Origin of the sequence: Paraburkholderia sp. ZP32-5 (genome assembly GCF_021390495.1) — a bacterium.
Taxonomy (GTDB): domain Bacteria; phylum Pseudomonadota; class Gammaproteobacteria; order Burkholderiales; family Burkholderiaceae; genus Paraburkholderia.
Map to the genome: position 1 here is coordinate 467824 of NZ_JAJEJP010000002.1, position 14996 is coordinate 482819.

The following is a 14996-nucleotide window of genomic DNA, read 5'->3' on the forward strand; positions in this document are numbered from 1 at the left end:
CTTTTTCGACCTAATCGAGCCGAAAAAATATATTGGACGTCTTACTGGCGTTCTTGCACTATTCGATCCCAGCGCAGACCCTGCGCCCCTTTGCGATCCCCACCGCCCGCAAGCCAAACGCCACGGCGTCGCCGAGACCGGCATCCAGCGTTCAACCAAGGCCATTGCGGGCGCAAATCGAACCTAAAACAGCCATCCCTGAGGTACAGATGCCCCACTATCGCTCACGCACTTCGACCCACGGCCGCAACATGGCCGGCGCCCGCGCACTGTGGCGCGCGACCGGCATGAAGGACGACGATTTCGGCAAGCCGATCATCGCGGTCGTGAACTCGTTCACGCAGTTCGTGCCGGGCCACGTGCATCTGCGCGATCTCGGCGCGCTGGTCGCGAAGCAGATCGAAGCGGCCGGCGGCGTGGCGAAGGAATTCAACACGATCGCCGTCGATGACGGTATCGCGATGGGCCACGGCGGCATGCTGTATTCGCTGCCGTCGCGCGAACTGATCGCGGACTCGGTCGAGTACATGGTCAACGCGCATTGCGCGGACGCGATGGTCTGCATCTCCAACTGCGACAAGATCACCCCGGGCATGCTGATGGCCGCGATGCGTCTGAACATTCCGGTCGTGTTCGTCTCCGGCGGTCCGATGGAAGCGGGCAAGGTCAAGTCGCCGACCGACGGCCAGGTGATCGCGAAGATCGACCTGATCGACGCGATGATCAAGGCCGCCGATCCGAAGATCAGCGACGCGGAAGTCGCCGAAGTCGAGCGCAACGCGTGCCCGACCTGCGGTTCGTGCTCGGGCATGTTCACCGCGAATTCGATGAACTGCCTGACCGAGGCGATCGGCCTCGCGCTGCCGGGCAACGGCACGATCGTCGCGACGCACGCATGGCGCAAGGGCCTGTTCGAGCAGGCCGGCAGCCTCGTCGTCGATCTGTGCCGCCGCTACTATCAGGAAGAAGACGTATCGGTCCTGCCGCGCAGCATCGCGACCAAGCAGGCATTCGAGAACGCTATGACGCTCGACGTCGCGATGGGCGGCTCGACCAATACCGTGCTGCATTTGCTGGCCGCCGCGCAGGAAGCGGGCGTCGACTTCACGATGTCCGATATCGATCGCATCTCGCGCAAGGTGCCGTGCCTGTGCAAGGCCGCGCCGATGACCGACAAGTACCACATCGAAGACGTGCATCGCGCGGGCGGCATCATCGGTATTCTCGGCGAACTCGCTCGTGCGGAACTGCTCGATCTGTCGTGCGGTAACGTGCATAGCGGCACGCTCGGCAACGCGATCGCGAAGTGGGACGTGGCCGGTGACGCGGACGAGGAAGCGCGGAAGTTTTTCCGCGCGGCGCCGGGCGGCATTCCGACTACCGTCGCGTTCAGCCAGGAAGCAACCTTCACGACGCTCGATACGGATCGCAAGAGCGGCTGCATTCGCAGCAAGGAAAACGCGTATTCGAAGGACGGCGGTCTCGCGGTGCTGTACGGCAATCTCGCGGACAAGGGCTGTATCGTCAAGACCGCTGGCGTCGATGAATCGCAGTGGTTGTTCTCGGGCCGCGCGCGCGTGTTCGAAAGCCAGGACGATGCGGTCGATGCGATTCTCGGCGACAAGATCGTGCCGGGCGATGTCGTGGTGATCCGCTATGAAGGTCCGAAGGGCGGCCCCGGTATGCAGGAAATGCTGTACCCGACGTCGTATCTGAAGTCGAAGGGTCTCGGCAAGAGCTGCGCGCTGTTTACCGATGGCCGTTTCTCGGGCGGCTCGTCGGGCCTCGTGATCGGCCATGCGTCGCCGGAAGCGGCTGAGGGCGGCACGATCGGTCTGGTCGAAGACGGCGACGTGATCGAGATCGACATCCCGCAGCGCAAGATGCATCTCGTCGTATCGGACGAAGAACTCGCGCGCCGTCGCGCGGCGATGGAAGCACGCGGCGACAACGCATGGCAGCCGGTGAATCGCGAGCGTGTGGTGTCGCAAGCGTTGCAGGCGTATGCGGCGTTGGCAACATCGGCTGATCGCGGCGCGGTGCGTGATATCTCGCAGTTGAAGCGCAAGTAAGGCGCGAAGTGAAGTAAAAGGGCTTCGACGTGGCGACACGAGCGGAGCCGTAAAGAAGAGGCCGGTATGCGGGGGACTGCATACCGGCCTTTGTGTTTGTGCGGGCGAGCAAACGCCTGACGAATGAATGGCGTTGCGAAAAAAGACCAACAGCTCAACCCGCGTTTCACGATCACTTGCTCCGTGATCAGGAACGCTAAGGATCAGCTCGGCAATCGTATTGCAAATCGGCTGCTAAATCCGGGCATCGTTTGATACACGCGGCACACAGCCGCATTGATGCCGCGCTGATGCCGCGATACGCGGATTATTCACAATCCATCTGCGAATAATTCAAGTCGCCAGTCGGCCTGCGCGAGTAGACGCAAGACACATGAAATTGCCGCGAACGTGGGGGCTTCGTCAGCGAATCGGGGTGAAACGTAACGGATGGCTAAGCAATGTCGACAACTCGACATCGCCATCGTGGTGCTTCGCCGGGTTGTCGTCAAAAAATCGGAAACCTAATCTCGGCTGCAACTGAAAGGGCATGTGAATACACAGCCTCCGACTGCGCCATCGCGCACCGACTCAGTGCCTCTATATGTCGGCGCAATGCGCCGGCATAAGTTCATTCGCACCGTGAGGATCCAATGGAAGAGACCAAAACGATCGACGTTCAGGCGTTTATCAATGAACACCGTTTTTCGCCGTTTCAATGGCTGATTTTTGCAATGTGTTTTGTCATTGTTCTGATGGATGGCTTTGACACAGCGGCAATCGGCTTTATCGCTCCATCACTTCTGTCCGGGTGGCAAATCAGTAAAGCCGCACTGGCGCCGGTTCTCAGTGCCGCGCTGCTCGGGCTCGCGCTCGGTGCAATGACCGCGGGGCCGATAGCTGATGCATGGGGACGCCGTCGTGTGCTGATCGCCGCGGTGTTCCTGTTCGGCGCTGCCAGCTTCGTGTCCGGCTATGCGAGCAATCTGAGCGAGTTGACGTTGCTGCGCTTTGTCACCGGAGTTGGCCTGGGTGCCGCAATGCCCAACGCGCTTACCGTGATGAGCGAGTTCTGTCCCGATGGCCGCCGGGCCACGATCGTCAGCATGATGTTTTCAGGGTTCCCGTTGGGAGCCGCGTTCGGAGGATTCGTCGCGGCCTGGATGATTCCGCACGTCGGTTGGCGTGGCGTGCTGCAATTCGGCGGAGCCGTGCCATTGGTGCTCGCGATACTGCTGGTGCTGCTGTTGCCGGAATCGATTCGCTATATGGTCGCGAAACAGCATCCGGCGGAAAAAATCAGAAGCGTGCTCTCGCGCATCAGTGGCGACGCGCGCTTTGCAGCCTCCTTCACGATGAACGAGCGTATCGCGCACGATCGGCGCCGCGGCGGCATTCGTGTGGTTCTGTCGCGGTCGTACATCGTCGGCACGTTGATGCTTTGGATCACGTATTTCATGGGCCTCGTGATCTTCTACGGCTTCATGAACTGGATGCCGTTGCTGTTCAACGAAGCCGGCATTCCGGCTCAACGCGCGTCGATGATCTCCGCGCTGTTTCCGCTTGGCGGCGTGACGGCAATCTTCTGCGGCATGTTGATGGATCGCCTGAACGCCGACCGTGTAGTCGCGACATGCTACGCACTCGCCGCCGTCAGTGTCTATGCAATTGGACATGCGCTGGGCCAGATGGGTGTGCTGATCTGTTCCGTCATCGCCGCGGGCATTCTGGTCAGTGCGGCGCAGGCGTCATTGCCCTCTCTTGCCGCCAACTTTTATCCGACCGCCGGTCGCGGTACAGGCATCGCCTGGATGCTGGGCGTGGGCCGCTTTGGCGGAATCGCGGGATCGTTTCTCGTCGCCGAGTTGGCCCGTATGCAAGTCAGTCTTCCCGGTATTTTCGCGGTCTTTGCCGGCGCGAGCCTGATTGCCGCGGCCGCGCTCTGGGTCAAAAAGATGGCCACGAATACGGCATCCGTTGCCGACGTCCCGACGGAAAGCGAATCGCTCGCTCACTGAAAGCCCGCATCACCAATCGGTTGATGTTCCCACGCAGGACCACGCGTCTGAAATCGGGTGGGCGATACATCGCGCGACTTCGAATTACGAATCGGCGCGTGAGGTCTTCTAACAATTAAATGAAATCAGGTTCGGAGATATCATGAAAAGCAGCAGTATCGTTGTGATGCTGGCGGGTTTGGCCAGCATGCCTGCGTTCGCGCAAAGCAGCGTGACGCTCTATGGAATTCTCGATACCGGCATCGAATACGTTTCACATGCGAATGCCGCGGGCGATCATCTGATTCGTATGCCGGGTGTGACCGGGCAATTCCCCTCTCGCTGGGGCATTCGCGGTACGGAAGATCTCGGTGGCGGCCTTGCCACGACATTCGTGCTGGAGAGCGGTTTCAATCCGCGCGGCGGCGATCTGGGGCAGGGAGGACGACTCTTTGGCCGTCAGGCGTGGGTCGGGCTGCAGGGCAACTGGGGCACATTGAGCTTTGGCCGCCAGTACACGATGACTTATCAGGCGCTGACGGATTCGGACATTCTCGGTCCGGACATCCACGGCATTGGTACGTTGGATTCATATCTTCCCAATGCAAGAAGCGACAATACGGTCGCATACAAAGGCACATTTAAAGGACTGACAGTTGGCGCGACGTATTCGTTCGGACGCGACAGCGCCGGCACGGGTAATTCGCCCGGTCAGGGCACCTGCGCGGGACAGGTGCCGGGCGATATAAACCAGTGCCGCCAATGGAGCGCTATGCTCAAGTATGACGGTACCTACTTTGGGCTTGCGTCGGCCTACGACGAACAACGTGGCGGCACGAATGCCGCCGCCAACTTCTTCGATGGCGTTGCGCCGGCGGCGATTCCATCGAGCGGTGCAAAGGACGCACGTCTTCAGGCAAACGGCTATGTAAGGCTGTGGGACGTGAAAATCGGTGGCGGCTGGATTGGCCGTCGCGTCGAGCCGGATACGGCGGTTGCGAGCGTTCGCTCGAATCTCTTCTATCTCGGTGCGCAGTACTACGTCACGCCCGCGCTCGCGATCGATGGCGAGGCATATCGGGTTCTCGTGCAGCAACACGACACGAGAGCAACGTTGGCTACGCTTCGTGCCACCTACTTCCTGTCGAAGCGGACCGCGGTGTATGGAAATATCGCGTACCTGTGGAATAGCGCCAAGGCGCGCTTCTCGGTAAGCGCGGGCGGCGGAGGCACGACGCCCGCGGCGGGTGTTGGACAACTCGGCGCGATCGTCGGTATCCGGCACATGTTCTAACCTGGGAGTCCGCGAGACCGATGAGATCAAGGTCTCGCGCAGCGATCAATTGCACGACGAACCAGCACGCTACCGCGCATGCCGAAATCGCTGATTGACGCTAATTCGAAGCCCCCCGTTTTAGCAATCGCCGATTTAACAATTAAAGCAATTCAAATAACGGCCACCTAAAAAACTTTCATTTAGAAAGCCTTTGCAATTCAGGTAGCGATTGCATTTGCCATGCGCTACACTGCGCGAAATTAAGAAAGTAGATCATTACGGGGCAACCCAGCCGGGGGGCTTTGATGACTCAATTCAAGTACTAACGGCGATCGACGTTATCGCTGGTTCTTCCGCGTATATCTTTTCCGCGTGAACTCGAATATCACGCGGGAAGCGTAGCTGCGCGCGCGATTCGTCACATCCGACTTCAAACGGACATTCGCGGCGGGAATGCTGGTTCGCCACGATACCTGGCATACACGAACAAAAACATCCTTCGGGACACGTCATGCACCGCAAACAACAATCGCGTCCACGAATGACGCGTCTGGCCGCCAGTCTTCTTGTTGCCTTCGCGCCGCCGATGCTGTTGCTCGGCGTAAGCCGCAGCGCGTTCGCGGACTGTACGCTAACGGATGCCACCACGATTACCTGCGCGGCCGGCACGAATACCAATAGCCAGGCGTCGGCCACCAACGACGTGATTTACAACGTGGACCCGACCGCCGTCATCAGCGTTCCGCCGATCGTCGGTGGCGCGGCGCTGAACCTGTCCGGCAACGGCATCACGCTGAACAACCAGGGGTCCATCGACCCGGTGACCAACGGCGGCAAGAGCATCGTGGCGTCCGGCGCGGTGCTCGGCACCAGCGCGCCCAATGCGATCAACGTCAACAACGAGACGGGCGGCGTGCTCAACGGGTTGGTCAACATAGCGAGCCTGATGGGCTTTGGCGGTCAGGCACTGATAATTCAGAACGGCGCCGGCGCGACGGGCATTGCAATGATCGACAACGCCGGCTCGATCGGTATGTCGATCTTCGGCGTCGGCACGTTTACGGCGGCCGATGCACCCGCCATTCTCAGCTTCGGTGGTGGCGAAACCAGCTTGACCAATACCGGCACGATTACCGGTCGAATCGGCTTTGCCGCCCCTTCCACGTCCGGTCAGCACAATACCTTGACCAATGCCGGCACAATCAATGGCAGTGTCTATCTGGGCGACACCACGGGCGGCAACACATTTACCGCGGTGTCCGGGTCGCAGGTCGTCGATGCAGGCGTCGCAACCGCCGGCACGATGACCGTCGGCGCGTCGAGCGTCAAGTTCGCGGCGGCCGGGATCGTCGACGCGGGCAGCGGCAGCGGTAACACACTCATCCTGCAGAACTCCGCGAGCGGGACCGGCTCCGGCACGACGGGGCCAGTGACGACGATCAGTTCGAGCCAGTACCTCGATTTTCAGAATCTCGTCGTCAATAGCGGCACATGGACGCTGCAGGGCGATCTGGTCAGCGGCGGCGCGACGATCAACGATGGTCTGGTCAGCTTCAATAGCGCGGGCGCATTCGGCAGCTCGCTCACGGCAAACGGCGGCGGGATCGAATCCGCGACAGCGGGGGAGGATCTATTCATCCCTATCGCGCTGAGCGGAGCCAGTTTTTCGCTGCAAGGCACGAATCCATTTACGCTCAGCGGCAACATCACGGGCGGCGGCGCGTTGAACATCAGCGATACCGCACCGGTCACGCTGAACGGCGCTAATACGTTCGGCGGCGGCGTCACGCTGTCGAGCGGTGGTCTGGTGCTCGGCAACCCGGATGCATTGGGATCGGGCACGCTGACGGTCACAGGTACCGCGACGTTGGACACCACCGGCGCTTTCCCGCTTTTCAACGAGGTGGAGCTCGATCCAGGCGCGTCGCTGACACTGCTAGGCTCCCATCCGATAACGCTCCTGGGTTTGGTGGAGGGTAGCGGCGATCTTGGCTGGAGCGGCTCCGGCACGCTGAGCCTGTCTGAGGTCGATTTGTCGTCGGGCGCCTTCACCGTCCTCGACGGCACCCTCGCTGTCAGCGGGGGGGGCGAGCTTTCGCCGGTCGGTGCGTTGAGGCTCGCGCCCGGCACCACGCTGGATATTACGCTGGGCGGCAATCAGCGCGTCGGCTCGCTGGCCGGCGCCGGTGGCACGGTGAATCTCGGCGTCAATACGCTGACTTTGAATGGCTTCGGCGATACCGAATTCGACGGCACCATCGTGGGCCTGGGCGGGTTGATCAAGAACGGCAGCGGTACCCAGACGCTGGGTGGCGCCAACGTCTTCAGCGGCGGCGTGCAGTTGAACGCAGGCGGGCTGGCCGTCGGCAACAACGCCGCGCTCGGCAGCGGCGCGCTGAGCGTGAATGGTCCAGCGACGCTTGCCGCGAGCGTGAACGGCATCGATCTGACCAACACCATCACGATCGGCACCGGCGATTCGCTGACGGTGCAAGGCGGCAATGCACTGACGCTCGGCGGCACGATTCTCGGCAGCGGGACACTGAATCTGGCCGGCCCAGGAAGACTGACCTTGTCGGGCGTCAACAGTTATAGCGCGACCACACTGAGCGGCGGCACGCTGATGCTCGGTAACGCCAACGCTATCGGTGCGGGCGCCGTGACGGTCAACGGCAGTGCGTCACTCGACACGAGCACCGATCTCACGCTGAACAACGCGATCGCACTGAACGCGAACCTGAGCCTTACCGGCACGAACAATCTGACGCTGGACGGCGTGCTGTCGGGCACTGGCGGCCTGATCAAGAACGGCGCGGCGACTCTGGTGCTGGGCGGCACGAACACCTTCAGCGGCGCGCTGACCGTCGAGGCGGGAACGGTTCAACTGACCGCCACCGGCGCACTGTCCGCGTCGAACGACGTGAATCTGTTGAACGCGGGCGCCGACCTCGATGTGAGCGGCGTTTCCGCGCCGACGATCGGCGCGCTGAGCGGCGTCGGCGGCACGAGCGTGCTGATGACGAACGGGTTGACGCTGGGCAGTGCCGATAACGGCACATTCGCCGGCACGATCGATGGAGCAGGTGGCATCGTCAAACAGGGCAGCGGCAAGGAGACGCTAACCGGTACCAATAACTTCACGGGCACTGTGACGATCGCGGACGGCACGCTGGCGATCGGCGTGGGCGGCCTCATCTCGCCGGGCAACGCGGTGACGCTGACCGGCACGGGCGCGACGTTCGATATCAGCGGTGCGTCCGGTGATACGACGATCAGCGATCTGTCCGGCACGGCCGGCACCGTCGCGTTGGGCGCCCATACGCTGAGCTTCGGTACCAGCGCGGATCAAACGTTCGGCGGCGCGATTACCGGCACCGGCGGCATCATCAAGCAGGGCAGCGGCACCGAAACGCTGAGCGGCGCGAACACGTTGACCGGCACTGCAACGGTCGATGCCGGCACGCTCGCGTTATCCGGCGCGGGCACGCTGACGTCGACCACCGGCGTGAATCTCGTCAACGCGGGCGCGGCGTTCGACGTGAGCAACGCTACCGGCACACCGACGATCGGCGCACTCACCGGCGTGGCGGGCACGAACGTGACGCTCGGCGCCACGACGCTGACGCTCGGTGATACGGAGAACGCTACGTTTGGCGGCACGATCGACGGCACCGGCGGCATCATCAAACAAGGCAGCGGTACCGAGACGCTGATTGGCACGAACACCTACACCGGCGGCACGACGATCGATGCCGGCACGCTGGCGATCGGCGCGGGCGGCAACATCGCCGCCGACGGCGGCGTCACGTTGAACGGCACGGGCGCGAAATTCGACATCAGCGGATCGGGCGCGAATCAGACTGTCGGTGCGCTATCGGGCGTCGCGGGCAGCACGATCGCGCTGGGTGGCAACACGCTGACGTTCGGCGACGCGACGAACCAGACGCTGGCCAGCGATGTGACCGGCACCAGCAACAGCGCCGCGCTCGTTAAACAGGGCGCCGGCGACGAGACGTTGAGCGGCAACAACAACTTTAGCGGCGGCACCACGCTCGATGCGGGTGGCCTGATCGTCGGCAGCAACAATGCATTGGGCACCGGCGCGCTGACCGTCAATGGCGCGGCCACACTCGGCAGCAGCACGGCAGTCGAACTCGGCAACGATGTCGTGCTGAATGCGGGGCTGACGTTTGCAGGCGCGAACGACCTGACGCTGGACGGCGCGCTGTCGGGCACCGGTGGTTTGACGAAGCAAGGCACCGGCACGCTGACACTGAACGGCGCCAACACCTACACCGGCGGCACGGAAATCGACGTGGGCACGCTCGCGCTCGGCGCGAATGCCAGCCTCGCGGCGCTCGGCATCGTCGACATTGCGAGCGGCGCGACCCTCGACCTGTCGGCCGGCAGCGGCACGCAGACGGTCGGTACGCTGACCGGCGCCGGCACCGTCGATCTCGGTGCCGTGGTGCTGACAGTTGGCGGCGCAACCGACTCCACGTTCAGCGGATCGATCGGCGGCAGCGGCAGCCTCGACAAGGTCGGCACCAGCACCGAGACATTGACCGGCGCGAACACCTACACCGGCGGCACGACGATCGATGCCGGCACGCTCGCACTCGGCGCGGGCGGCAGCCTGGCCGCCGATGGCGCCGTGACGTTGAACGGCGCGGGCACCGCATTCGACATCAGCGGCTCGGGCGCGAATCAGACCATCGGCGCGCTCAACGGCAGCGGCGGCGACGTGACGCTCGGCGCCAATACGCTGACCTTCGGCGATGGGACGAATCACACCTTCGGCGGCTCGATCAGCGGCAACGGCGACATCGTCAAGCAGGGCGCGGGCATCGAGACGCTGACCGGCACGAACACCTACACCGGCGGCACGGCGATCGACGCCGGCACGCTGGCACTCGGCACTGGCGGCAGCCTCGCGAGCGGCAGCAACGTGACGTTGAACGGCACGGGCGCGGAGTTCGACATCAGTGGGTCGGGCGCGAATCAGACGGTCGGCGCGCTATCGGGCGTCGCGGGCAGCACGGTCGCGCTGGGCGCGAACTCGCTGACGTTCGGCGACGCAACGAACCAGACGCTGGCCAGCAACGTGACGGGAACCGGCGGCCTCGTCAAACAGGGCAGCGGCGTCACGACACTGAGCGGCAACAACAACTACAGCGGCGGCACGACGCTCGATGCGGGCGGCCTGATCGTCGGCAGCAATACGGCGCTCGGCACCGGCACGCTGACCGTGAACGGCGCGGCCACGCTCGGCAGCAGCACGGCAGTCGAACTCACCAACGACGTCGTGCTGAACGCAGGGCTGACCTTCACCGGAGCGAACAACCTGACGCTGGACGGCGTGCTGTCGGGCACCGGCGGCCTGACCAAGCAAGGCACCGGCACGCTGACGCTGAACGGCGCCAACACGTACAGAGGCGGCACGCAAGTCGACCAGGGCACGCTCGCGCTCGGCGCGAACGCCAGCTTGCTGGCGAGCGGCACCGTGAACATCGCGAGCGGCGCGATTCTCGACCTGTCGGCCGGCAACGGCACGCAGACGGTCGGCACGCTGACCGGCGCCGGCGCGGTCGATATCGGCGCGAACCTGACGACGCTCGGCGGCGCAACCGACGGCACCTTCAGCGGCTCGATCATCGGCAGCGGCAGCGTCGACAAGGTCGGTTCCGGCACCGAGACGCTGACCGGCGCGAACACCTACACCGGCGGCACGACGATCGACGCCGGCACGCTCGCGCTCGGCGTCGGCGGCAGCCTCGCGGCGAACGGCACGGTGACGCTCAGCACGGCGGGCGCGCGCTTCGACATCTCCGGCGGCGGCAACCAGACGATCGGCGCGCTGAGCGGCGTGGCCGGCACCACCGTCGATCTGGGTGCGCGGACGTTGAGCGTCGCGGGCAACGGCGCCGCGAACTTCGGCGGCTCACTGGCGGGCCTCGGCGGCTTTACGGTCGCCGGTGGCCAGCAAACGCTGTCCGGCCTGAACACCTATAGCGGCGCGACGTCGATCGCGAGCGGCGCGACGCTGTTGCTGACCGGCACGGGCAGCATCGTGCCGTCGAGCGTCGTCGCGGACGCGGGCACGTTCGACATCTCCGGGGCGACGACCGGCGTGGTAATCACGAATCTCTCCGGTGCCGGCGTGGTGAAACTCGGCAGCCAGATACTGACGCTGTCGAGCCCGAGCGGCACGTTTGGCGGTACGTTCAGCGGCACCGGCAGCCTGCGGCTGGCAGGCAATGATTCTCTGCTGCTCACCGGCAATAGCGGCGCGTTCGGCGGTTCGACGGTGCTGATGTCAGGGCAGCTCGAAGTGGGCGACGCCAGCACGCCTACGGCGGCGCTCGGCGGCACTGTGCGGATCGATCCGGGCGCGACGCTGCGCGGTCATGGCACCGTCGGCGGCGACGTGACGAATAACGGCACCGTGATGCCGGGCGGTTCGATCGGCACGCTGACCGTCGGCGGCAACTACACGCAGACCAACGGCTCGACACTCGCGATCGAGGTCAGCCCGACAGCCGCGTCGCAACTGAAAGTGAACGGCAGCGCGACGCTCAACGGCGTGCTGGCGATCACCTACGACCCGGGCACTTACACCGCGAAGTCGTACACGCTGGTGTCGGCGGCCGGTGGTGTAAGCGGTACGTTCAGCAGCACCACGAGTACCGGTACGTCGAATCTCGGCACGCTGGCGCCGAGCATCAGTTACGGTGCGAACGGGGTCGACCTGGCACTGGCGAATGCCGCGACCGGCACGGGCGGTTCCGGCGGATCGACACCGCAGGTCGTCGCGCCGGTCGATACCAGCATCTATACGGCGCTCGGCACGACGGCGATCCTCGGCGCGCACGCGCAGGGCGGCGCGCTGCTCGAACGGTTGAGCCATAGCGCGGTGGTCACTTCATCGGCCACCCCAGCAACGCCGACCGGCTGGGTCAACGCGACGGGCAGCCAGACGAACGTCGGCGGCACCAACGGCGCGCCGGGCTTCCAGAGCCAGCGTTATGGCTTCCTTGCCGGCCTCGAACGGAAGTTGGGCGACTACACGGTGGGCGTCGCGGCCGGTTACGACCATGCCGATATCGACGAACAGAACACCGGCGATTCAGGCACCACCGATACATTGCGGGCCGCGCTGTATGGCGCGCGCAGTGTCGGCGCGGTGAATCTGGCCGCCACGCTCGGCGTCGGGCTCGACTTCCTGTCGCAGAAGCGTCCGTTCGGCGCGCTCGACGCCGAAGGCGATCACATGGGCCAGGAGTTCAACCTGGGTGGCCAGGCCAGCCTGCCGATGCAGCTGGGCAGCGTCACGGTGACGCCGAGTCTCGGCCTGCGCTATGCGTACTTTCATGCGAACGGCTTCAGCGAGAGCGGCGCGGGCGGCCAGGATCTGAACGTCGGCACCGACAACGTCCGCAGTCTGCAACCGTATGCGCAAGTCGCGCTCGATCATGCGTTCGGCGACGCGTTCCGGCCGGTGCAGGTCGAGGTGCGGGTCGGCTACGCGCATGAACTGCTCGACGCCAATCGCGCGATCAGCGTGGCCGCGCAGGACGGCACGCTGTTCACCGCGCCCGGCACCACGCTGCCGCGCGGGTATCTGACCGCGGGCGCCGGCGTCACGATGCATCCGGCTGCGAACCTCGACGTATCGCTGAACTACGACGGCCTGATCAACACCACGCACGCGTCGGCGCAGCAGGGCAGCATTCGCGTGAATTACCGGTTCTGACGCCTTCGAAGAGGGTGGCCGGGGTGCTCGCCGGGCGTGGCGGGCACCCCAGGTGACGATCGTCAGTTGCTAGCGCGGGCTTATCCGGTTTGCGCCCGCTTATAGCAACACGGCGCTGTGGATGGCGGACAGCGTCTGCTGCCAGCCCGCGCTGTCCTGCTCAGCCTGGCCATTGGTAAGGAAAGGCTTCAGCAACGCAAGCAGATCTGTCGACTCGGACGTACTCGTTGGCGTAGTGACATCCGATACCAATACCGCGTGTTCGTATTGGGAGACTTCCGTGGATTGAGACGACGACCGATTGAGTGTTGCCTGGATGATGTTGTTGCGCTCCGTCGCGATGTTGACGGTGCTGCTCGAGTCGGCGTTGACCTGCACATACTGGTAGTTTTGCGACGCCGCCGATGTGGTGAGTGCCAGCGTGTTCCCGGCCAGCGGCTCGTGATAACTCGCTTTCAGATGCGCTTGCTGGGTTTGAGAAATCTTGCCGTTCATCAGATCGCCTTCGGTTTTGGTGTTCTGAGAGACCTGATAAGAAAAGTTATCCGTTTGATCCGGCACATACGGATTGGACGACACCGGATTATCGGTAATCGACGCGTTAAAGTCGGCGAGACCCGTCAACATCGCATGATCCGATTGCGCGAGCCAGGGCGAGTAAGTCGTACCCGGAAGCTGTTGCGACGACGTCCCATAGTTGCTGTTCATTTGCGTGAACGCGTCTTTGAACATCGACATCAGCGCGCTGCTTCCGTGGCCTTGCGCATCGGCTTTGTCGAACTGCGTCAGATAGCTCGCAATAGCCTGGTTCTGCTGCGCGCTCGACCCCCAAATGGCGGAATCACTCGTGTCGACGCTGACGTTAATCTTGCCGGTCGAATCCGCGAGTTGAATGCTTCTCGTCGAACTGTTCAGCGCAATATTGGCTGATACATCGTTGAATCCGTCGTTTGTGACATTGAACTGCATTTGCACCGACGACAGCACCGACGTGTCGTATTGCGTCAGACCGTTGAGATTGAGCGCCGGCGGCGAAGAGGTCAGACCGTCAATGGCCTGCTGAAAGCTGTCGGCCAGTTTGGCCACCGCGCTACGGTCGGCGTCGCTCAGCGGCCCGCTGCTTTTGACGTTGACCGATAGCGTGCCGTCCCCGCTATACAGTTCAATACCCACCGTCGCGCCGCTTTTGGTCTGAACGGTCAGTTTGATATCGCCTTGCGGAGTTAGACCGGATAGTTTCAGTGCATCGGGGCCGCCCACCGGGCCGACCGTGACCGACTGCGAGAAATTGCTGTCCGTGGTGTTGAAGCGATCGAGGACGGCGCTTCCCAGATCGTAGAACTGCCCGGACATCGTACCGGCCGCGTAGTCGCCCGCCATCACCCTGGAAACTGCATCGGTGTTGTTCTGCGCCCAGGAGACGGTCGGTTCCACTCCAGCGAGCGTTCCTTCCGGCGTGTACACGACGGGAGACTCGACCTGCGGTGAAGGAATCGTGACAACGGTCGACTCGGCGATGGCCTCGGCGGATAAGTTGCCGGAGGTTGGCGTAACACTCGCCGCGCCGGTCAACGAAGCCGTTGGAAGAATACCTGCGTTTAATGACGAAATAGTGGTCATGATGCGGTGCTTTGTGATTCCGCTGGGAGAGGGTGGACACCTGTGCGACAAATGCCCTTGTTCGAGATATCGGCAGTAAGTTGAGTATCTTTACTGAATTTATTCCGCATTTGACGATTGGGCGTGGCGGCTTCTTACTCCCGCTTCAATCGAGCGCTCCGCGAGCGCATTCGAACTCGCAAAGCGCGAGCCGTGCATTGATCGGCGGTTGTGATGAGTCGATAAAAAATCGCTGATTCCCCGCGCCTTAACGCTTGTTTACACTCGCCGCTGGAGACCAGCCGCCAGCCGAAGAATCG

General features: G+C 63.2%; 5 protein-coding genes. 4 read left to right on the plus strand and 1 reads right to left on the minus strand.

Features of this window, described 5'->3' with window-relative positions:
- Positions 1-209 precede the first annotated feature (209 nt).
- From ilvD to L0U82_RS20970, 4 genes are all read left to right on the plus strand, one after another.
- Complete coding sequence (gene ilvD / locus L0U82_RS20955) at positions 210-2072, plus strand: dihydroxy-acid dehydratase (protein WP_233834124.1); 1863 nt, start codon at positions 210-212, stop codon at positions 2070-2072.
- 632 nt (positions 2073-2704) lie between these two features.
- On the plus strand, positions 2705-4069 hold the full coding sequence (locus tag L0U82_RS20960; protein ID WP_233834126.1) for an MFS transporter: 1365 nt from the start codon (positions 2705-2707) through the stop codon (positions 4067-4069).
- A gap of 142 nt (positions 4070-4211) precedes the next feature.
- Positions 4212-5342, plus strand: a complete 1131-nt coding sequence (locus tag L0U82_RS20965; RefSeq protein WP_233834128.1) for a porin — start codon at positions 4212-4214, stop codon at positions 5340-5342.
- 523 nt (positions 5343-5865) lie between these two features.
- Positions 5866-13077, plus strand: a complete 7212-nt coding sequence (locus L0U82_RS20970) for an autotransporter-associated beta strand repeat-containing protein (RefSeq protein ID WP_233834130.1) — start codon at positions 5866-5868, stop codon at positions 13075-13077.
- A gap of 99 nt (positions 13078-13176) precedes the next feature.
- On the opposite strand, the gene L0U82_RS20975 is transcribed toward L0U82_RS20970, so the two are convergent.
- Entirely contained in the window at positions 13177-14697 is a 1521-nt protein-coding gene (locus L0U82_RS20975; protein ID WP_233834132.1) for a hypothetical protein, read from the minus strand.
- Between the last annotated feature and the right edge of the window lie 299 nt (positions 14698-14996).

Coding starts and splice junctions, on each gene's coding strand:
- ilvD (WP_233834124.1), top strand. CDS start 210: ATGCCCCACTATCGCTCACGCACTTCGACCCACGGCCGCAACATGGCC.
- L0U82_RS20960 (WP_233834126.1), top strand. CDS start 2,705: ATGGAAGAGACCAAAACGATCGACGTTCAGGCGTTTATCAATGAACAC.
- L0U82_RS20965 (WP_233834128.1), top strand. CDS start 4,212: ATGAAAAGCAGCAGTATCGTTGTGATGCTGGCGGGTTTGGCCAGCATG.
- L0U82_RS20970 (WP_233834130.1), top strand. CDS start 5,866: ATGACGCGTCTGGCCGCCAGTCTTCTTGTTGCCTTCGCGCCGCCGATG.
- L0U82_RS20975 (WP_233834132.1), bottom strand. CDS start 14,697: ATGACCACTATTTCGTCATTAAACGCAGGTATTCTTCCAACGGCTTCG.